At 43.9% G+C, this 19,133-nt stretch carries 16 protein-coding genes, 4 tRNA genes and 1 pseudogene; 3 read left to right on the top strand and 18 right to left on the bottom strand.

Features of this window, described 5'->3' with window-relative positions:
- Positions 1-73 precede the first annotated feature (73 nt).
- Together C8D73_RS07625 and C8D73_RS07620 are read left to right on the top strand one after the other, a co-directional pair.
- Entirely contained in the window at positions 74-766 is a 693-nt protein-coding gene (locus tag C8D73_RS07625) for an HAD family hydrolase (RefSeq protein ID WP_021717972.1), read from the top strand.
- Between the two features lie 22 nt (positions 767-788).
- Positions 789-1,532, top strand: a complete 744-nt coding sequence (locus C8D73_RS07620) for a pentapeptide repeat-containing protein (RefSeq protein ID WP_170123187.1) — start codon at positions 789-791, stop codon at positions 1,530-1,532.
- A 310-nt stretch (positions 1,533-1,842) separates the two neighbouring features.
- Here the strand turns inward: C8D73_RS07620 and C8D73_RS07615 are convergent, their stop codons facing one another.
- The 4 genes from C8D73_RS07615 to C8D73_RS07600 all read right to left on the bottom strand — a co-directional run bounded on the left by C8D73_RS07615 (position 1,843) and on the right by C8D73_RS07600 (position 6,464).
- On the bottom strand, positions 1,843-3,501 hold the full coding sequence (locus C8D73_RS07615) for an ABC transporter permease (protein ID WP_046430198.1): 1,659 nt from the start codon (positions 3,499-3,501) through the stop codon (positions 1,843-1,845).
- A complete protein-coding gene (locus C8D73_RS07610) occupies positions 3,501-4,598 on the bottom strand; it encodes an ABC transporter ATP-binding protein (protein WP_113077805.1) in 1,098 nt (365 codons plus the stop codon). The genes C8D73_RS07615 and C8D73_RS07610 overlap by 1 nt, the downstream gene beginning before the upstream one ends.
- Before the next feature lie 80 nt (positions 4,599-4,678).
- Complete coding sequence (locus C8D73_RS07605) at positions 4,679-5,683, bottom strand: extracellular solute-binding protein (RefSeq protein WP_370843891.1); 1,005 nt, start codon at positions 5,681-5,683, stop codon at positions 4,679-4,681.
- A gap of 211 nt (positions 5,684-5,894) precedes the next feature.
- Entirely contained in the window at positions 5,895-6,464 is a 570-nt protein-coding gene (locus tag C8D73_RS07600) for a DUF2284 domain-containing protein (RefSeq protein WP_021717977.1), read from the bottom strand.
- A 215-nt stretch (positions 6,465-6,679) separates the two neighbouring features.
- Between C8D73_RS07600 and C8D73_RS07595 the strand changes: the two genes are divergently transcribed.
- A complete protein-coding gene (locus tag C8D73_RS07595; protein ID WP_113077804.1) occupies positions 6,680-7,924 on the top strand; it encodes a M20/M25/M40 family metallo-hydrolase in 1,245 nt (414 codons plus the stop codon).
- 94 nt (positions 7,925-8,018) lie between these two features.
- Here C8D73_RS07595 and lpdD read toward each other — a convergent pair whose 3' ends face one another.
- The 14 genes and pseudogenes from lpdD to C8D73_RS07525 all read right to left on the bottom strand — a co-directional run bounded on the left by lpdD (position 8,019) and on the right by C8D73_RS07525 (position 19,106).
- Positions 8,019-8,405, bottom strand: a complete 387-nt coding sequence (gene lpdD / locus C8D73_RS07590; RefSeq protein ID WP_021717979.1) for a prenylated flavin chaperone LpdD — start codon at positions 8,403-8,405, stop codon at positions 8,019-8,021.
- On the bottom strand, positions 8,393-8,968 hold the full coding sequence (locus C8D73_RS07585) for a UbiX family flavin prenyltransferase (protein WP_113077803.1): 576 nt from the start codon (positions 8,966-8,968) through the stop codon (positions 8,393-8,395). The genes lpdD and C8D73_RS07585 overlap by 13 nt, the downstream gene beginning before the upstream one ends.
- Positions 8,969-9,006: 38 nt before the next feature.
- On the bottom strand, positions 9,007-10,392 hold the full coding sequence (locus C8D73_RS07580) for an SLC13 family permease (RefSeq protein WP_113077802.1): 1,386 nt from the start codon (positions 10,390-10,392) through the stop codon (positions 9,007-9,009).
- 80 nt (positions 10,393-10,472) lie between these two features.
- A complete protein-coding gene (locus C8D73_RS07575; RefSeq protein WP_113077801.1) occupies positions 10,473-11,957 on the bottom strand; it encodes a UbiD family decarboxylase in 1,485 nt (494 codons plus the stop codon).
- A 99-nt stretch (positions 11,958-12,056) separates the two neighbouring features.
- Complete coding sequence (locus tag C8D73_RS07570; RefSeq protein ID WP_113077800.1) at positions 12,057-12,887, bottom strand: MerR family transcriptional regulator; 831 nt, start codon at positions 12,885-12,887, stop codon at positions 12,057-12,059.
- Positions 12,888-13,015: 128 nt separating this feature from the next.
- A tRNA-Glu gene (locus C8D73_RS07565) sits at positions 13,016-13,090 on the bottom strand.
- 2 nt (positions 13,091-13,092) lie between these two features.
- Positions 13,093-13,166, bottom strand: a tRNA-Gln gene (locus C8D73_RS07560).
- Positions 13,167-13,235: 69 nt separating this feature from the next.
- A complete protein-coding gene (locus C8D73_RS07555; RefSeq protein ID WP_021717985.1) occupies positions 13,236-14,450 on the bottom strand; it encodes a SufB/SufD family protein in 1,215 nt (404 codons plus the stop codon).
- A 13-nt stretch (positions 14,451-14,463) separates the two neighbouring features.
- Positions 14,464-15,048, bottom strand: a pseudogene (locus tag C8D73_RS07550) (anion permease); the annotation flags it as partial.
- An 80-nt stretch (positions 15,049-15,128) separates the two neighbouring features.
- Entirely contained in the window at positions 15,129-16,613 is a 1,485-nt protein-coding gene (locus C8D73_RS07545) for a UbiD family decarboxylase (RefSeq protein ID WP_113077801.1), read from the bottom strand.
- A 99-nt stretch (positions 16,614-16,712) separates the two neighbouring features.
- Complete coding sequence (locus tag C8D73_RS07540) at positions 16,713-17,543, bottom strand: MerR family transcriptional regulator (protein ID WP_113077800.1); 831 nt, start codon at positions 17,541-17,543, stop codon at positions 16,713-16,715.
- 128 nt (positions 17,544-17,671) lie between these two features.
- Positions 17,672-17,746: transfer RNA gene (locus C8D73_RS07535), tRNA-Glu, on the bottom strand.
- Between the two features lie 2 nt (positions 17,747-17,748).
- Positions 17,749-17,822: transfer RNA gene (locus C8D73_RS07530), tRNA-Gln, on the bottom strand.
- A gap of 69 nt (positions 17,823-17,891) precedes the next feature.
- On the bottom strand, positions 17,892-19,106 hold the full coding sequence (locus C8D73_RS07525; RefSeq protein ID WP_113077799.1) for a SufD family Fe-S cluster assembly protein: 1,215 nt from the start codon (positions 19,104-19,106) through the stop codon (positions 17,892-17,894).
- Positions 19,107-19,133: the final 27 nt, after the last annotated feature.

The following is a 19,133-nucleotide window of genomic DNA, read 5'->3' as shown; positions in this document are numbered from 1 at the left end:
TTTTCTGTTCCTAGAGCAAATTCTCTGTTAAAATAATAGGTAAATATATAATTAAACTATTTTGGAGTAAACTATGAAATATATTTTTTGGGACATAGACGGTACGCTTTTGAAAACAGGATTAGCTGGTGTCGACGCTTTGCGCGATGCAATCAAATGCCGCTTTGGCATCGAAAATTTTCAATTCTCTCATCCGCTGGCCGGAATGACAGACTCCTTTATCTTTAAACAAACAATAAAGGATATCAAGGGCAGCTGCAATGCCGCCGACGCCGCAGGCCTTTTGATCCATTATCATCAGCTGCTGGAAAAATATTTGCCCTCGCATCACGGCAGCCTGATGCCTAACGTCAAAGAAACTCTGCAGTATTTTTCCAAGCAGCAGACGAACTATAAAACATGTCTGCTCACTGGTAATACTAGGGCCGGTGCCTTTGCCAAACTGCGGCATTACGGGATCGCGCAATACTTCGACAGCCGTTACAGCGCCTGCGGTGAGTTAAGTGAAGACCGCTGTGAGCTTGCAAAAACAGCCTATCAAAGACTTTATTTGCTCGAACCTGACCTTACACCAGACAACGTTATCATTGTAGGTGATACTCCTAACGATATTCTTTGTGCTCAAGCCATAAAAGCACGCAGTTTAATAATCCTTGCCGGTTCTACGTATAACACAGAGGAGCTGAAAAGTTACAACCCTTGGCAAATCATCCCAGAATTGCCTGATGACCCCAGGGATTTTGCAGCTTTACTTGACAAAAACTAACATGTATTTTAAGGAGATAACTATGAAAAATCTTTTCTACGGACTGCTGCTGACTTTACTATTTACTACAACGCCGGCAGCTGCCTATAACAGTTCTGACCTTAACCAGCTCATGAGCAGCGGCAGCTGCGCCTACGGTGATTTATCGGGTGCTGATCTAAGCAGCCTGGATCTTACCGGAGCAAATCTCACCGGCAGTAATTTGACAGGTGCCAGGCTGATTAAAACAAAATTAGCAGGAGCTGTTTTCGATAAAGCAGTACTGACCAAAACTGTGCTGACCGATGCTGAACTTGCCAATACCAGTTTCAAAGCAGCACAGCTGAACTATACAAATTTCAGCGGCAGTGACTTAAAAACAGCAGATTTTACACAAGCCAATGCTTTCAGAGCTAAATTCGCCAACTGCGATTTACAATTTGCCGTCTTTTATCTGACAAATCTTCAGGAAGCAACACTTGACAGCAGTAATTGTCTGGAAGCCGATCTTACACAGGCTAATTTATCTTATGCCTGGCTTTACAACACCAATCTGCACGAAGCCGTTTTGGTCTACGCCAATCTTTTCAACGCCAAAATGAACAATGCTAATCTGAGCAATGCCAATCTTACCGGTGCTACATTGAGTCAGGCTTTGCTACAGAACGCCAATCTTAATAATGCTATGCTGGACAAAGCAGTGCTTAATCAAACCGATTTTAAAGGCGCCAGCATGAACTTTACTGACTTTGGCACAGCCTTTAAAACAGAAGCAATATTTGAATAAATACATAAAATCACCTTAAAATAATTCTTATAAAACTAAAAGTGCAGACCAATATGGTCTGCACTTTTAGTTTAAACAAATTTCATGAATATAATTTCTCCATATTCCCCCGCAATACATTTACTTTTTCGTGTAAATAAACCCATTTGTGTCTTGCTGGTAAAACAGATAATATTAGCCTTTTATCCTTGCAAAATTACTTTATATATTAAAATGTAGTACTTAAAGCCCCGGTTTCCGCTGCAAACGGAAACCGGAGCCAACACTTATTCCACAGTCAGTCTAACCACCTGACTGTTTTATATAGTTGTCAGACACTGATGTCTTTATTATGAGTAAGCTTAAAGAAGATTAACAGTGAAATAATTGACGTTAAAGTAAGTACTGTTGAGTAAGCTGCCGCATTACCAAAGTTACTGCGAATAACCTCGGTATAGATTGCTACCGTCAGCGTACTGGTTTTACTTGTATAGAGAATGATCGAAGAACTGAGTTCACTGATCAGGGTGATCCAGCTCATAATCGCTCCGGCTAAAACTCCCGGAAGCATCATCGGCACGGTTACTTTCCAGAAGGATTTAAATTCTGTCGCGCCCAGACTGATCGCTGCTTCCTCGATACTGGGACTGATCTGTGTAATGATAGCCGTACTGGAACGAATCGTATACGGCATCCGGCGTATAGCCAGGGAAATAATAATGATCAGCGCCGTACCGCTTAAAATAAGCGGCTGCTTGTTAAAGGCATACAGGAACGAGATACCTAAAACCGATCCGGGAATAATATACGGGAACATCGTTACCGTATCCAACACTTCCGTAACGTAGGAACGCTTCCGCACTGTAAGATAAGAAATAAAAATACCCATAAAAACAACGATAAAGATCGCGCAGATACCAAAAAGATAAGTATTGGTAATCGAATTATTGTCTTTAGCAAATAAGGTATTCATATAATTCTGCAGAGAAAAATTACCTGTGTACACAGCACCGCCGCTGACCTCAAGGAAAGATGTAAAAATAACCGTCAGTTGAGGCAGCATTGCCAAAAAAGTAACGCCATAAACAAAAAGATAGGCAAAAATTTTTTTGCTGCCTTTGGCCTCTACAGCTTCCATTGGCTTCAACGCTGTCATCGAATAGGAATAGTGCCCGGCGATATAACGCTGGAGGAAAAACAGCAGTAAAGTGATAACAATAACTATCACACACAAGGATGCAGCAAAATGGTCATCGGTGCTGACTTCGCCCATAAACTGAGTATAAATCAATACCGGAAAGGTTTTAAACCCTTCCCCAATCAGCATCGGCGTACCAAAGTCAGAAAAAACACGCATAAATACCAGTAACGAACCTGCTAAAAGCGACGGCATAACTAACGGCAGAATAATCTGACGCACACGCTGAAAAGCGGTCAGACCAAGGCTTTCAGCCGCCTCATTCAGCGAATTATCCAGATTCTTCAAAGCCCCAGATACATACATATAAATCAGAGGGAACGACTGCAGAGCAAAAACAAGAACGATCCCTGCAAACCCATAGATACCGTCAAGTTTAACGCCAAAAATCGAATTAATAATCTGTGTTACAAAACCGTTACGTCCTAAAAGCTGAATCCATGCATAGGCTCCAATAAAAGGCGGTGACAAATACGAAATAACGATCAGTATATTAAGGTATTTACTGCCGGGGATTTTGACGCTGCGCAGCACATAAGCCATCGGTAAGCCGATAACAGAAGCAATAATCGTAGAGCATACGGTTACATAAAAACTGTTGACTAATGTACTCCAGTAATATTTCCGTGCAAAAAATTTAGTAAAATAGTCCAGCGTCAGTTTTGATGATTCCGGATCTATCACGCTTTTATATAATATTAAAATCAGCGGATAAACAACAAAGATAATAAAGAAACACAGAATAAGCAGGGCGATGCCCATCCAAAGATTAAATTTTTTGGCAGTATTCATCAGCGGTTCCCCCTAACTATCAGGGGAGTATTCCCATCCTCCGTAAAAACATTGATCTTAGCCGGCTGTACCAGCAAACGTACCGTGGTCTTGTTGGGGATAGTATCTTCAACGCCTGAATTTTGAATTACTTCTATTTCCTGCCCATTTTCCAAACGCATAAAATAATGCGTGGTAACACCTAAAAAGACGCTGTGCTCGACTACGGCAGTCAGCCCATCAGACCTGTTAAGACAGATCTCAAACTCCTCCGGGCGCACAGAAACCAGCACTTTGCTGCCTGCGGATATTTCCGGAATTAAATTATCCATCGGCACTTCATAAGCACCAAAATCAAGTATTTTAGCAGCGCCTGTAATTTTGACTTTCGCTTCCAGAATATTAGAAAGACCTATAAATGTAGCCACAAATACACAGTTCGGACGTTGATAAATTTCTTTTGGCGTACCTATCTGCTGAATGATACCGTTATTCATAATCGCGATCCGATCAGAAACGGCCAGCGCCTCTTCCTGATCATGCGTTACATAAACTGTAGTAATACCTATTTTCTGCTGAATAATCTTGATGGCATTACGCATCTCGACTCTGAGCTTGGCGTCAAGATTGGACAGCGGTTCGTCCATCAGCAATACCTGCGGGTGAATAACAATAGCCCGAGCCAAAGCAACCCGCTGCTGCTGACCACCGGAAAGCTGCGTCGGCATCCGGTCTTTCAGATGGGCAATCTTTACTGTTTCCAGGATTTCATCGACTAATGCATTCATTTTTTCTTTGGCTACCTTACGGTTTTTCAGCCCGAAAGCAACATTATCTTTAACTGACATATGCGGAAAAATAGCATAGTTCTGAAAGACCATGCCCATATTACGCAAATGCGTGGGTATATCATTAATGATCTGGTCATCTATTTTGATCGTACCGCCTTCGATAGAGTTAAAGCCGATAATCATTCTCAGCAACGTAGTTTTGCCACAGCCGGAAGGTCCCAACAACGTAAAAAATTCTCCGGGCCGGACATCTACTGACAAACCGTTGATAATAGTATCCTTGCCAAACCGCTTAACGACATTATCGATAGTAATCGCTACACTCATAAAATAACCGCCTTTTTATTTTAGTCAGACAAAAGGGGACTCTGCGAGTCCCCTTTGCCATTTATAACATTTACACTTGCTTACATAGATTTTTCCATATGCTCGCTGAACATTTTAGTAATCTTGGCTTTATTTTCGGAAACCCATTTTTCATCATAGTTAGGAGCTAATTTGATTTTATCATTAGGAGTCATATAATCAGCCAAGGTGGCGCCTTTACGCAGTGGACGTACTGTCAGATTCATACCGACAGCATTCTGCACTTTTTCGGAAAGCATATAATCGACAAATTTCTTAGCATTTTCCGGATGCTTACAGTTTTTCAGGATCTGTACGGATTCTCCGGGGAAAATAGCGCCCTCTACCGGAAATACTACTTTTACCTTAGCGCCATTTTTCACAAGATTGGCTGCCGGGTCTTCCCAGGTAAGACCAACGACATATTCGCCGCCGGCAACGCCTTTGTAGACCTGACTGGAGCTATTGCACATTTTACCGCCCAGATTAGCGATAAATTTATCAACATAATCCCACGCTTCCGGAGACATCGGGTCGCCGTTTTTTCCCATCCCATACAGCATTGCCATCAAGCTTTGGAAGGCCGAGCTGGAGTTGACAGGATCGCCGAAAGCGATTTTTCCTTTTAAAGCCGGATTGAGTAAATCTTCGAAACCGTCAATTTTCATGCCGTTAGCAAGCTCAGTATTAACGATCATAACTGTTGGATCAGCAAAGGCCGGTGTAAAAACACCTGCTTTATTTTTAAAGCCATCCATCATTTTATCGTTTTCAGTGGAAGTATATTCCATAAACAGATCTTTAGAAGAGGACAGCATCGTTTCATCGGCCGCCCACAAAATATCACCCAGCGGATTATCTTTTTCAGATTTAGCACGTTTAAGGACTTCACCGGTACCTGCTACAACAAGATTCACCTTTATACCTGTATCTTTTTCAAATTGAGGGATAACTGCATTATTCAGCTGCTCGCTGCGGGCAGAATAAACTGTCAGTACTTTTTCCTCCGGTCCTCCGGCTTTTTTCTCTGCTGGTTTGTCACTGCCGCAGCCTGCCGCAACAAGCATCAGTGATGCTAAAACTGCTGAAATGATTTTAGTTGACTTTTTCATAAAAACCCTCCATTCTTGTCCTTTGAGTTAATTTTGTTCTTAATTTTCGCACTTTTCTTACTAATTTGATTATAACCCTTTTACAAAAGGGGGTCAAGCTTAGACACATCATAATACACCACAAACAATTTATGCTATAAAAAAACAGAACTGTCTGCAGATAATTTTACTCAACCAGTAAAAGGCCATATATTTTCAGTTCAGGAACCGCCGCCTGCAGAATTTCCGCCTGATAACCATTATCATTAGCCAAAGCCATAACATCAATTCCGCATGCTTCCAGCGAGGGTCTTGCTTTTGTTGGATTTACACACTGCTTTAAATTACATTCTTTGCACAAACGACAGCGTCCCGCCTTTAAAGCAAAAGCTTTATAATGATTCTGCAGAAAGGCTTCCCGTTCCAGGTTTAATAAAATCTCCAGCAGCCCATTACTCATTGACAGATCGGCCGCAGCAAAATTTTCAACCGCCACCCCATTCAAAGGAAAAGTGTACTGAATGATAATCCCTCTGATAAATTCCTGTAAAAACCTCTGCGTTGCCGCATAATCAGGAACAAATGGCGGACAGCACAATGTTTTTCCATAATTAGGGCAACCAAACTGGCACTTCCAGCGTGTCCAGGCCCCAGTCCTGATACTGGCAACGTCAACTGTTTTTGCGCCTGAAGCGCCTAAAGCCAAAGCTTTTTCAACCAGTTTCTGCAGATCATGTTCCAACGCAGTTTTTTGCATACGACGACCTTCTTTCACTCACATATATTATTTTCATATTTTTATTATACACCTTAATCATATTCTGATGTTTCTTAAAAATAATGTTCAAAAATTACACTTTCAGCAGTAAAAAAATACATTATAAGTAATTATTAAAAGAATTATAAAAAGCATTTCCCTCGCCAAAGTTTCTTTGCTATAATCTAGTCAATATCGTTAAGGAGGCATCACCCATGACAACAGCTTTCGATAAAGACCTAGAACTTATTTTTCAAAAACTGACTTCTGACCGACAAGTTAAACAAGCTTTAGATTTTTTAAAACAGGATGCGCCCAATACTATCGCACAGCAAAAAGAACTGGTAGTCATAGAAGCGCCAACATTTCGGGAAAAACAACGCAGCCTACACTACGCTCAAATGCTGAAAGCTGCCGGTCTGCAGGATGTGACCATAGATGAAAAATTTAATGTTTACGGAAAAATCTACGGCAGTGGTAAAACCGGTAAAAGCGTTCTTCTTGAAGGGCACTTAGATACAGTGTTCTCCTTTGGTACCGTTACAGATGTTATCGAAAAAGACGGCAAGCTTTATGCTCCAGGTATTTGCGATGATACCAGAGCTTTAGCGGCAAATCTTTCAGTTATCAGGGCTTTGGTCAACAGCGGCCTGCGCCCACATCATGATATTATGATTGCAGGCACTGCGGCAGAAGAAGGCCTGGGAGCTATGAGCGGCATGAAATATTTGGTTAATAATAAAGCTGAGGAAATACTCGCAGCCATTTCGATCGACGGTCCCAGTAATGATGTAATGTATTTTAATGCTACGGGCATGATCAATTATGACGTCACCTATACAGGTCCCGGCGGTCATGCTTATCTGGCTTTCGGTACTCCCAGCGCAGTGCAGGCTATGGGACGAGCCATCGCCGCTTTAAGCGATATGCAGGTGCCTGAAACTCCTAAAACTACTTTTACAGTCAGCCTTACCAACGGCGGGCAGGCCATCCACGGCATTGCTCAAAGCGCTAATTTTAAAATCAATATGCGTTCCGACAGCGCTGAAGTTCTGGCGCAAATGGAACAGCAGGCACTCGCGATTTTCCAGCAGGGTGCCGACGCAGAAAATGCCCGCTGGCAGAAACCCGGCGCTGTAAAAGTTACTTTCAGTAAAATCATGGACGTCCCCGCCGGCAGCCAATCCGAAAGCTGCCGTATGGTCCAGGCGGCCAAGCTGGCAACCTTAGCCTGCGGCATCACGCCGCAGCCGCGTTTAGGCGGCTGCACCAACAGCAATATGCCGATCGCAATCGGCATTCCGGCTGTTACATTAGGACGCGGCGGCGCTGAATATGGTACCCATACCGTAGACGAATGGTTTGACCCAGCCGGAGTATATGTATGTGAACAAAAATCACTGCTGATGCTTTTGGCTTTAGCAGGTTTGACTGACGTTACTGCTGCTCCACAACTTTAACGGCTGCTTCAATCAACACAAAAAGCTCTGACATTAGTCAGAGCTTTTTGTGTTGATGTGTAAGTGTCCAAACTCAATGGGAGGATCAAAATATCTATATATCTATTGTCAGAAGCCATGCTTCTATTGCTTCCAAAATTTGCTGAAAGTTATGCTGCAGTTTTGCGATATCGTCAGAGTCCGCATCATCTATATGCAAGCCTGCCGTTACGGCAACATTAGTATTAAATTTACTCGCCAGGCGCAAAGCCGCCTCTCTGGCAGGCAAATCATCCTTATGTCCCAGACGGCATAAAACAGAGGCACTGGCGGAAATCTCAGCAGTATTTTTCAAACTCGGCCTGGGAGAAGCCAAGGCTGCAGCACCAATATGCGAAGCCTCGCCTCCGCCAATCACTACTGCGATATCTTTACCGCATAAAACCACACATGCCGTAACTGTATAAGGTTTGTCCCCCTCGCTTAACGTTACTGTCTGCATATGTCTTCTCCCTGCCATGAGACAAATTTCTTATACTCGATCCCAAACTGCATCAAAATCTTACCGATAATATGATCGATCTGCTGTTCCAGTGAATTGGAGCCATTATAAAAAGTAAGCATCGGCGGTACTATAGCGCAGCCGTTATCAGCACATTCTTTTATATTGCGCAGATGGATACGGCTCAACGGCAGCTCGCGCGGTACTAAAACCACCTTACGGTTTTCTTTAAGACAGACATCAGCCGCACGCAGCAGCAGATTTTCTGCAAACCCTGAGGCTATCCCGGCAACGGTTTTCATACTGGCGGGAATAATTATCATACCATCCGTAACAAAAGAACCGCTGGAAATACTTGCTGCCAGATTTTTATTACTGTGAGTAAAATCGGCCAGTTCTGCAAGTCTGCTGATTTCTATATTAGTTTCACATTCAAAATTCTTAACAGCACCTTCCGTAATTATCAGATGCACTTCCATATCAGGCAGCTGCTTTAGAGCCTTGAGCATCTGATAACCCATAATGACACCGCTGGCACCGGAAATTCCTACAATCAAGCGCATAATAACCAACCTTTCTTAAACTTACTTTTTAAGACAAATCACCACAGACCGATTACTTTCCACCAGGGTACAGCAACGCCGACAGTAATAATGAACAGCACGATCGTAAACGGTACACCGAATTTGATCGTTTCTTTTTCCGTATACATACCGTTGTCTTCACCTACGCCGACCAAAATCGCCAGATTATGGAATGGCAGTATAAAGTGAGCGTTGATAGCAATATAGGCAATCATAACAGGAATGATCGTACTGATACCCATTGAGCCCGTAAAGGCCAGCATCGCCGGGATAACGATCCCCATAACTGCGATAACGCTGCCGAACAGCATATGGATAGCAATAGAAACGGCTGTAATAAATGCGGCCAGGATGAACATATTTTCCGGCACACTGCTTGGCAATACAGTTTGCGCTATCCATGTATTCATGCCTGTAGCACCGCCCACACGGCCAATAGCGACAGCAGCTGTCAAAAAGATCAGTGTTTGTACCGGTACACCACTCCAGCTTTGCGGAGTCAAAATGCCGCCGATCTTAGGCATTGCCATCCCCATAGCAATAAATAACGTTACCCAGCCAATATCAATGCCATGCAGCGTGTCAGTCATCCAGAGGATAATAGCCAGTGTTACCCAAACGGCAGTACGTAATTCTTTGCCGCTCATCGGTCCCATAGCTTCCAGCTTCTCTAAAATTTCAGTTTTATTGACATTGACCTCTTTGGTTGGCTTGAACATAAACAGTATCATAACCATTGTAATGATACTGGTAACGATCATTGGCAGACCCATAACTTCGAACCATTTGAGCCAGCCTACCGGTTCCGGGTCACAGCTGGCAGCCGCCAGTGGATTGATCGACGCATCACCAGTCAGAAAGATCATGGAAACCGGGATAGAAGCCGTAAAAACAGTAAAACCGATCTTAACCGCGTCTTCACGGGGAATGTCCGCGCTTTTTACCACAACAGCCATGACCGACATAATGAGAAAAGCGCGCGGCCAGGGATGCGGAATCAATAAGGCCAGAATGAACGTCAGAGCAAAGATAGAAACGATAATACTTTTAAAAGACGAAACATATTTTACGATGAACTTATAAGCGATCCTCTCACCTAAACCTGATTCTTTCACCGCCACCGCAATAAGATAAGCGCCGATGATCAGATACATCATAGAAGTAGTCCAGGTAGAAAAAATCAATGTTGTTGGCGCAACTTTAAAAACTGCTAAAAGCAAAAGATACAGACCTGAGACATAACCGGGCTGAGCAATACCAAAAGCCCAGAAAATCACTGTCATCAGAGAAAAGGCCATACACATCTGTCCTGTGCGTTCCAAGCCGGGAATGTTAGCAAAAAAGATGACCACAGCTACGATGATACCTAAAATAAAACCTATAATCGGTTTATTCTTTCCCATAATTGTCCTCCTTAAAAATATCCAATCAAAGTCAGATAATGTGGTTAAGGCGTTTAAAACGCCTTAACCAGCAGAATCATTCAATCCTGTACGGTAAAATCAGGCAAGAATTTTTTTACATCGACTTCCATAAATTTTGCGCGTTGGAATCTTGCTTTCTGATTAAACGGAATTGTCGCGTCATAAATAGTTTTGCAGGCAATACCATGATCGCGGATCGACCAGCTGCAGGCAGGATCATTAGACGGATCAAGCGGATGGCAGCGTACGCCGGGGATTGTTACGATATCGACATCGGCCTGCATCCTGGTAGTCATCGCCCATAGCACATCGTTAGTATCAAAAATATCGACATCTTCATCAACTAAAATCACCTGCTTCAATTCCGGGAAAGCAGAGAAAGCAAGCAGCGCAGCCTGACGCTGACGACCCTCGTCACTTGGAACGGTCTTTTTGAACTGGATAACGGCAATAAATTTACCGCCGCCGGAGGAATGTGCATAAACATTTTGTACACGGCCCGGCATAGCTCTTTCCACCATATCAAGGATCGACGCCTCAGTCGGGATACCGGCCATGCTTACATGCTCTTCGGAAGGTCCAATGCAGGTTTGCATAATCGGATTTACTCTGTGAGTAACAGCTTTTACTTTGATAACAGGTAATTCTGCATTGGCAGGCCCGGTATAACCGGGAAATTCCGGCATCGCTTTACCGGTATTGGAATTCTGGTCCTCGCGAACGCGCGCGCCTACCAAAAGCTCGCCTTCAATGACGTATTCGGCGTTGGCGATACATTTTTCATCGATCGTCACACAGGGAGCTAATTCAACAGCCTTACCGCGGATTGCTCCGGCAATAGATAATTCATTGAAGCCAAGCGGAGTTGTCGGCGGCTCAAAGCAGGAAGCGATCTCAATAGCCGGATCGACACCGATACTGATGGAAATTGGCAGCGGTTTGCCTAAAGCTTCGGCCTTTTCACGGAAAGCGCCCAAATGCCGGGCCCCCGGTGTGAAAAACATGGAAATTTCGTCTTTGCTCTGCAGGCAAAGTCTATGGATCGTAACGTCAGATTCACCGGTTTCGACATCGGAAGCATAGCACATACCTAAAGTTACATACGGTCCTGCATCTTCCGGAGTATTGGTAGGAGCCGGGATCAATTTACGGATATCAAAGCCTTCGTCAGTAGCCAGATGCACGACTTCCTGGCATTGAGCTTTCGCTTTATCAACGACCACTGGAGCAATAGCATTTTTTACAGCGTCACGCATCATAAAACCTAATTTTTCAGGTTTACTATTCAAAAGATAGCCTACACGTTTACGGCTGGCTAATAAACCAATAACTACTTTTGCACCTGGGTGTCCTTTCACATTTTCAAAAGTCATAGCCGGCCCTGTTTTAGTAGGACGGGCAACAGTGCCGCCTGCACCCACATAACGATAAACGCCAGCCAGTTCTGCAGAAGGGTCAACCTCTACATCAGTATGTACCATTTGTCCGGGAATGCTTTCCAGTAATTCCAACGCAGATCTTAAATCAATAACTTCTTTAGTCATAAAAATAACCTCCTGACTTTTTGTTGAGTGTTACCTCACAATTTGATAATAGATTGTGGTGTAACAATACAGTCAAGAGGTTTTTAAAAAAATTTTTATTTATTTTTTTAAGGTAACAGGAGCCTGCAGCATACAGAAATCTACGCCTGTTTCCTGCTTATAAAAGGTAGTATCAAGCAGACACACGTCGATGATATCCCCTGCCAGTTCATAATTATTTTTAGCCAGCCACTGCATCAGCTTTTCCAGATGCTCAGTATCATAAGGCATACCATACTTATACATGCACACATATTCTCCGGCCGGTATCGTAAGTGTATTTTCGTGCTCCTTGTTCCATACCGGCAAAAATATACAGGACCCGGCTCCCTGAAGCCACTTATTTTTTTCCACACCAGACTTTTTGATGATAGAACCAAAACCGCCTGACGGAACCATTTCACGTTCAAAGATACGCTGCCACAAATCCATTAATGTCGTGTGCAGGTTATCTTTATCAATAGGCTGCAGCCACTCTTTAAAAATCGCCTGACGTGCATCTATATAGCGTACAAAAGGCAGCGACATCCTCATCATCCCTGCATCTACGGCTTCTTCATACAGATCGATCCTTTGATTTAGGTATTCGCGCAAAGTATTGAGCTTGGCAATTTGATTCATAATATACTGTTTTTGTTTCTCCAAAAGATACATTTCGTTTTCCGGCGTCCGTTCCTGAAAATGCTGTTGGATATCTTTCAGACGGATTCCCAACGATTTAAGGAAACAAATCTCTCGTAAATATGGTATCTGGTGTTTACAATAATAACGGTAACCGTTGGTATCGACCTTCGCCGGCTTAAATAAATCAATATTATCGTAATGAATAAGGGTCTGTCTGGTAATTCCGTGCAGTTTTGCCATTTCGCTTATAGAAATATAAGTGCTCATCAAGACCACCTCACCCCATTTTTTTATATTATATAATAGTTTAGGGTGTATTGTAACAATACAGTTTATGAAAAACCTATTCCAAAATAAAAACCCTCTGACCTAAGTCAGAGGGTTTACTGTCAGTTTGGTAGCGCCAACGAGAATCGAACTCGTGATTTCGCCTTGAGAGGGCGACGTCTTAGCCGCTTGACCATGGCGCCATTGGCTCCGGGACTAGGGCTCGAACCCAGACAAGATGATCCAGAATCACCTGTGCTACCATTACACCATCCCGGAATTGTGTTGAACACAAGGGTTATTATAACTCACTTTGCCGCGATTGACAAGTACTTTTTTTACTTTTTCTTACATTCCCTTATTATAAGTGAACGTATCCAGAGTTTCATTGATCTTTTTAGCCAAAGATTCCGGCAGTCCTTCAATATTGACGTTGAGGAAGCCGCGGACGATAGTAGCAGTAGCTTCTTCTTCGTCCATTCCTCGCGCCATCAGATACTCGATCTCTTCAGGAGCGATGCGGCCCACAGCAGCCTCGTGGCTGAGCTCGGCATTACCTGTAAATGCATCCAGCTCAGGTATGGCAGAAATATAACCTTTATTACTGAGCATCAAGCCATTACATTCCAAATGGGCACGAATGCCTTCGGCACGACCTGTAAGATTGCCGCGGTTGATGATCTCACCGCCGGTAGAAATAGTACGGGTCACGATTTCGGCACGGGTACCAGGCACCTCTAACAGCGCCTTGCCGCCGATATCAAGATGCGACCCCTCCGGTGCCACTAAAATAGAATTTAAGCGTGCCACAGCGCCTTCGCCTACCAGCTTGGTAGTAGGATACATCTGCACATCTTTTACTTTTTCCATGCAGACATAATTAGAAATAAACTGGCCGCCTTCTTCGATGATCGTTACGCTGCGAGGACGCACAGCAATGTTTTCGCCCCAGCTGTGGATCATGGTAAAGGTCAGCTTAGCATTTTTTTCAACATAAAATTCACTGATACCGATATGCACGCCTTTTTCAACACCGGGATCACTGGCACAGCCAGAGATGATATTAAGCTCAGCGCCTTCTTCTACAATAACAATGTTATGAACACGCTGCAGCTGCTCCTCGTGACCGATAAAAACGCAGGCCTGCAGCGGAGCTTCTATCTTCTGCCCGGCTTTGACTCTGATAAAATATCCCTGTTCCTGCTCCAATGCAGTTTTAGCAGTATATTTATCAGTATCTGCCTTCACGGCATTCCACCAGTATTTTTTGACAAGTTCAGGATATTTTTTAGCGGCGGCGCCGGTATTCATCAATTCCAGCGGCAGCTGCGGCTTTACTTCGGCCTCAATAGGCGCATTGTCGACCTGAATAAAGCTGGCGCTGCGATTCTCCCTCTCCAGATCGATACCAACATGCTCCAGCCGTTCTTTCCCTGCTGCTGAAAGCTCGGCGGTACTTTGCACATGCTGTTCGTTATTATCATCAAATTTTTCCAAATCGATATCATTGCCAAAAGCAGCTTTTTTAACCAGCGCTTCCTGCAGATTTACCTGTTCACTCATTTCATTCCCCTCCTGCAGCCGCCAGTGGATTGATCGACGCATCACCAGTCAGAAAGATCATGGAAACCGGGATAGAAGCCGTAAAAACAGTAAAACCGATCTTAACCGCGTCTTCACGGGGAATGTCCGCGCTTTTTACCACAACAGCCATGACCGACATAATGAGAAAAGCGCGCGGCCAGGGATGCGGAATCAATAAGGCCAGAATGAACGTCAGAGCAAAGATAGAAACGATAATACTTTTAAAAGACGAAACATATTTTACGATGAACTTATAAGCGATCCTCTCACCTAAACCTGATTCTTTCACCGCCACCGCAATAAGATAAGCGCCGATGATCAGATACATCATAGAAGTAGTCCAGGTAGAAAAAATCAATGTTGTTGGCGCAACTTTAAAAACTGCTAAAAGCAAAAGATACAGACCTGAGACATAACCGGGCTGAGCAATACCAAAAGCCCAGAAAATCACTGTCATCAGAGAAAAGGCCATACACATCTGTCCTGTGCGTTCCAAGCCGGGAATGTTAGCAAAAAAGATGACCACAGCTACGATGATACCTAAAATAAAACCTATAATCGGTTTATTCTTTCCCATAATTGTCCTCCTTAAAAATATCCAATCAAAGTCAGATAATGTGGTTAAGGCGTTTAAAACGCCTTAACCAGCAGAATCATTCAATCCTGTACGGTAAAATCAGGCAAGAATTTTTTTACATCGACTTCCATAAATTTTGCGCGTTGGAATCTTGCTTTCTGATTAAACGGAATTGTCGCGTCATAAATAGTTTTGCAGGCAATACCATGATCGCGGATCGACCAGCTGCAGGCAGGATCATTAGACGGATCAAGCGGATGGCAGCGTACGCCGGGGATTGTTACGATATCGACATCGGCCTGCATCCTGGTAGTCATCGCCCATAGCACATCGTTAGTATCAAAAATATCGACATCTTCATCAACTAAAATCACCTGCTTCAATTCCGGGAAAGCAGAGAAAGCAAGCAGCGCAGCCTGACGCTGACGACCCTCGTCACTTGGAACGGTCTTTTTGAACTGGATAACGGCAATAAATTTACCGCCGCCGGAGGAATGTGCATAAACATTTTGTACACGGCCCGGCATAGCTCTTTCCACCATATCAAGGATCGACGCCTCAGTCGGGATACCGGCCATGCTTACATGCTCTTCGGAAGGTCCAATGCAGGTTTGCATAATCGGATTTACTCTGTGAGTAACAGCTTTTACTTTGATAACAGGTAATTCTGCATTGGCAGGCCCGGTATAACCGGGAAATTCCGGCATCGCTTTACCGGTATTGGAATTCTGGTCCTCGCGAACGCGCGCGCCTACCAAAAGCTCGCCTTCAATGACGTATTCGGCGTTGGCGATACATTTTTCATCGATCGTCACACAGGGAGCTAATTCAACAGCCTTACCGCGGATTGCTCCGGCAATAGATAATTCATTGAAGCCAAGCGGAGTTGTCGGCGGCTCAAAGCAGGAAGCGATCTCAATAGCCGGATCGACACCGATACTGATGGAAATTGGCAGCGGTTTGCCTAAAGCTTCGGCCTTTTCACGGAAAGCGCCCAAATGCCGGGCCCCCGGTGTGAAAAACATGGAAATTTCGTCTTTGCTCTGCAGGCAAAGTCTATGGATCGTAACGTCAGATTCACCGGTTTCGACATCGGAAGCATAGCACATACCTAAAGTTACATACGGTCCTGCATCTTCCGGAGTATTGGTAGGAGCCGGGATCAATTTACGGATATCAAAGCCTTCGTCAGTAGCCAGATGCACGACTTCCTGGCATTGAGCTTTCGCTTTATCAACGACCACTGGAGCAATAGCATTTTTTACAGCGTCACGCATCATAAAACCTAATTTTTCAGGTTTACTATTCAAAAGATAGCCTACACGTTTACGGCTGGCTAATAAACCAATAACTACTTTTGCACCTGGGTGTCCTTTCACATTTTCAAAAGTCATAGCCGGCCCTGTTTTAGTAGGACGGGCAACAGTGCCGCCTGCACCCACATAACGATAAACGCCAGCCAGTTCTGCAGAAGGGTCAACCTCTACATCAGTATGTACCATTTGTCCGGGAATGCTTTCCAGTAATTCCAACGCAGATCTTAAATCAATAACTTCTTTAGTCATAAAAATAACCTCCTGACTTTTTGTTGAGTGTTACCTCACAATTTGATAATAGATTGTGGTGTAACAATACAGTCAAGAGGTTTTTAAAAAAATTTTTATTTATTTTTTTAAGGTAACAGGAGCCTGCAGCATACAGAAATCTACGCCTGTTTCCTGCTTATAAAAGGTAGTATCAAGCAGACACACGTCGATGATATCCCCTGCCAGTTCATAATTATTTTTAGCCAGCCACTGCATCAGCTTTTCCAGATGCTCAGTATCATAAGGCATACCATACTTATACATGCACACATATTCTCCGGCCGGTATCGTAAGTGTATTTTCGTGCTCCTTGTTCCATACCGGCAAAAATATACAGGACCCGGCTCCCTGAAGCCACTTATTTTTTTCCACACCAGACTTTTTGATGATAGAACCAAAACCGCCTGACGGAACCATTTCACGTTCAAAGATACGCTGCCACAAATCCATTAATGTCGTGTGCAGGTTATCTTTATCAATAGGCTGCAGCCACTCTTTAAAAATCGCCTGACGTGCATCTATATAGCGTACAAAAGGCAGCGACATCCTCATCATCCCTGCATCTACGGCTTCTTCATACAGATCGATCCTTTGATTTAGGTATTCGCGCAAAGTATTGAGCTTGGCAATTTGATTCATAATATACTGTTTTTGTTTCTCCAAAAGATACATTTCGTTTTCCGGCGTCCGTTCCTGAAAATGCTGTTGGATATCTTTCAGACGGATTCCCAACGATTTAAGGAAACAAATCTCTCGTAAATATGGTATCTGGTGTTTACAATAATAACGGTAACCGTTGGTATCGACCTTCGCCGGCTTAAATAAATCAATATTATCGTAATGAATAAGGGTCTGTCTGGTAATTCCGTGCAGTTTTGCCATTTCGCTTATAGAAATATAAGTGCTCATCAAGACCACCTCACCCCATTTTTTTATATTATATAATAGTTTAGGGTGTATTGTAACAATACAGTTTATGAAAAACCTATTCCAAAATAAAAACCCTCTGACCTAAGTCAGAGGGTTTACTGTCAGTTTGGTAGCGCCAACGAGAATCGAACTCGTGATTTCGCCTTGAGAGGGCGACGTCTTAGCCGCTTGACCATGGCGCCATTGGCTCCGGGACTAGGGCTCGAACCCAGACAAGATGATCCAGAATCACCTGTGCTACCATTACACCATCCCGGAATTGTGTTGAACACAAGGGTTATTATAACTCACTTTGCCGCGATTGACAAGTACTTTTTTTACTTTTTCTTACATTCCCTTATTATAAGTGAACGTATCCAGAGTTTCATTGATCTTTTTAGCCAAAGATTCCGGCAGTCCTTCAATATTGACGTTGAGGAAGCCGCGGACGATAGTAGCAGTAGCTTCTTCTTCGTCCATTCCTCGCGCCATCAGATACTCGATCTCTTCAGGAGCGATGCGGCCCACAGCAGCCTCGTGGCTGAGCTCGGCATTACCTGTAAATGCATCCAGCTCAGGTATGGCAGAAATATAACCTTTATTACTGAGCATCAAGCCATTACATTCCAAATGGGCACGAATGCCTTCGGCACGACCTGTAAGATTGCCGCGGTTGATGATCTCACCGCCGGTAGAAATAGTACGGGTCACGATTTCGGCACGGGTACCAGGCACCTCTAACAGCGCCTTGCCGCCGATATCAAGATGCGACCCCTCCGGTGCCACTAAAATAGAATTTAAGCGTGCCACAGCGCCTTCGCCTACCAGCTTGGTAGTAGGATACATCTGCACATCTTTTACTTTTTCCATGCAGACATAATTAGAAATAAACTGGCCGCCTTCTTCGATGATCGTTACGCTGCGAGGACGCACAGCAATGTTTTCGCCCCAGCTGTGGATCATGGTAAAGGTCAGCTTAGCATTTTTTTCAACATAAAATTCACTGATACCGATATGCACGCCTTTTTCAACACCGGGATCACTGGCACAGCCAGAGATGATATTAAGCTCAGCGCCTTCTTCTACAATAACAATGTTATGAACACGCTGCAGGTGATCCTCGTGACCGATAAAAACGCAGGCCTGCAGAGGAGCTTCTATCTTCTGCCCGGCTTTGACTCTGATAAAATATCCCTGTTCCTGCTCCAATGCAGTTTTAGCAGTATATTTATCAGTATCTGCCTTCACGGCATTCCACCAGTATTTTTTGACAAGTTCAGGATATTTTTTAGCGGCGGCGCCGGTATTCATCAATTCCAGCGGCAGCTGCGGCTTTACTTCGGCCTCAATAGGCGCATTGTCGACCTGAATAAAGCTGGCGCTGCGATTCTCCCTCTCCAGATCGATACCAACATGCTCCAGCCGTTCTTTCCCTGCTGCTGAAAGCTCGGCGGTACTTTGCACATGCTGTTCGTTATTATCATCAAATTTTTCCAAATCGATATCATTGCCAAAAGCAGCTTTTTTAACCAGCGCTTCCTGCAGATTTACCTGTTCACTCATTTCATTCCCCTCCTGCAGCCGCCATTC

Source organism: Phascolarctobacterium faecium DSM 14760 (assembly GCF_003269275.1).
GTDB classification, from domain to species: domain Bacteria; phylum Bacillota; class Negativicutes; order Acidaminococcales; family Acidaminococcaceae; genus Phascolarctobacterium; species Phascolarctobacterium faecium.
The sequence above is the reverse complement of the archived record's forward strand: the minus strand, read 5'-3'. Positions and strand labels throughout refer to the sequence as shown.

Excerpts from the sequence above, each read along its gene's own strand:
- C8D73_RS07625 (WP_021717972.1), top strand. The coding sequence starts at position 74 with ATGAAATATATTTTTTGGGACATAGACGGTACGCTTTTGAAAACAGGA.
- C8D73_RS07620 (WP_170123187.1), top strand. The coding sequence starts at position 789 with ATGAAAAATCTTTTCTACGGACTGCTGCTGACTTTACTATTTACTACA.
- C8D73_RS07615 (WP_046430198.1), bottom strand. The coding sequence starts at position 3,501 with ATGAATACTGCCAAAAAATTTAATCTTTGGATGGGCATCGCCCTGCTT.
- C8D73_RS07610 (WP_113077805.1), bottom strand. The coding sequence starts at position 4,598 with ATGAGTGTAGCGATTACTATCGATAATGTCGTTAAGCGGTTTGGCAAG.
- C8D73_RS07605 (WP_370843891.1), bottom strand. The coding sequence starts at position 5,683 with ATGCTTGTTGCGGCAGGCTGCGGCAGTGACAAACCAGCAGAGAAAAAA.
- C8D73_RS07600 (WP_021717977.1), bottom strand. The coding sequence starts at position 6,464 with ATGCAAAAAACTGCGTTGGAACATGATCTGCAGAAACTGGTTGAAAAA.
- C8D73_RS07595 (WP_113077804.1), top strand. The coding sequence starts at position 6,680 with ATGACAACAGCTTTCGATAAAGACCTAGAACTTATTTTTCAAAAACTG.
- lpdD (WP_021717979.1), bottom strand. The coding sequence starts at position 8,405 with ATGCAGACAGTAACGTTAAGCGAGGGGGACAAACCTTATACAGTTACG.
- C8D73_RS07585 (WP_113077803.1), bottom strand. The coding sequence starts at position 8,968 with ATGCGCTTGATTGTAGGAATTTCCGGTGCCAGCGGTGTCATTATGGGT.
- C8D73_RS07580 (WP_113077802.1), bottom strand. The coding sequence starts at position 10,392 with ATGGGAAAGAATAAACCGATTATAGGTTTTATTTTAGGTATCATCGTA.
- C8D73_RS07575 (WP_113077801.1), bottom strand. The coding sequence starts at position 11,957 with ATGACTAAAGAAGTTATTGATTTAAGATCTGCGTTGGAATTACTGGAA.
- C8D73_RS07570 (WP_113077800.1), bottom strand. The coding sequence starts at position 12,887 with ATGAGCACTTATATTTCTATAAGCGAAATGGCAAAACTGCACGGAATT.
- C8D73_RS07555 (WP_021717985.1), bottom strand. The coding sequence starts at position 14,450 with ATGAGTGAACAGGTAAATCTGCAGGAAGCGCTGGTTAAAAAAGCTGCT.
- C8D73_RS07545 (WP_113077801.1), bottom strand. The coding sequence starts at position 16,613 with ATGACTAAAGAAGTTATTGATTTAAGATCTGCGTTGGAATTACTGGAA.
- C8D73_RS07540 (WP_113077800.1), bottom strand. The coding sequence starts at position 17,543 with ATGAGCACTTATATTTCTATAAGCGAAATGGCAAAACTGCACGGAATT.
- C8D73_RS07525 (WP_113077799.1), bottom strand. The coding sequence starts at position 19,106 with ATGAGTGAACAGGTAAATCTGCAGGAAGCGCTGGTTAAAAAAGCTGCT.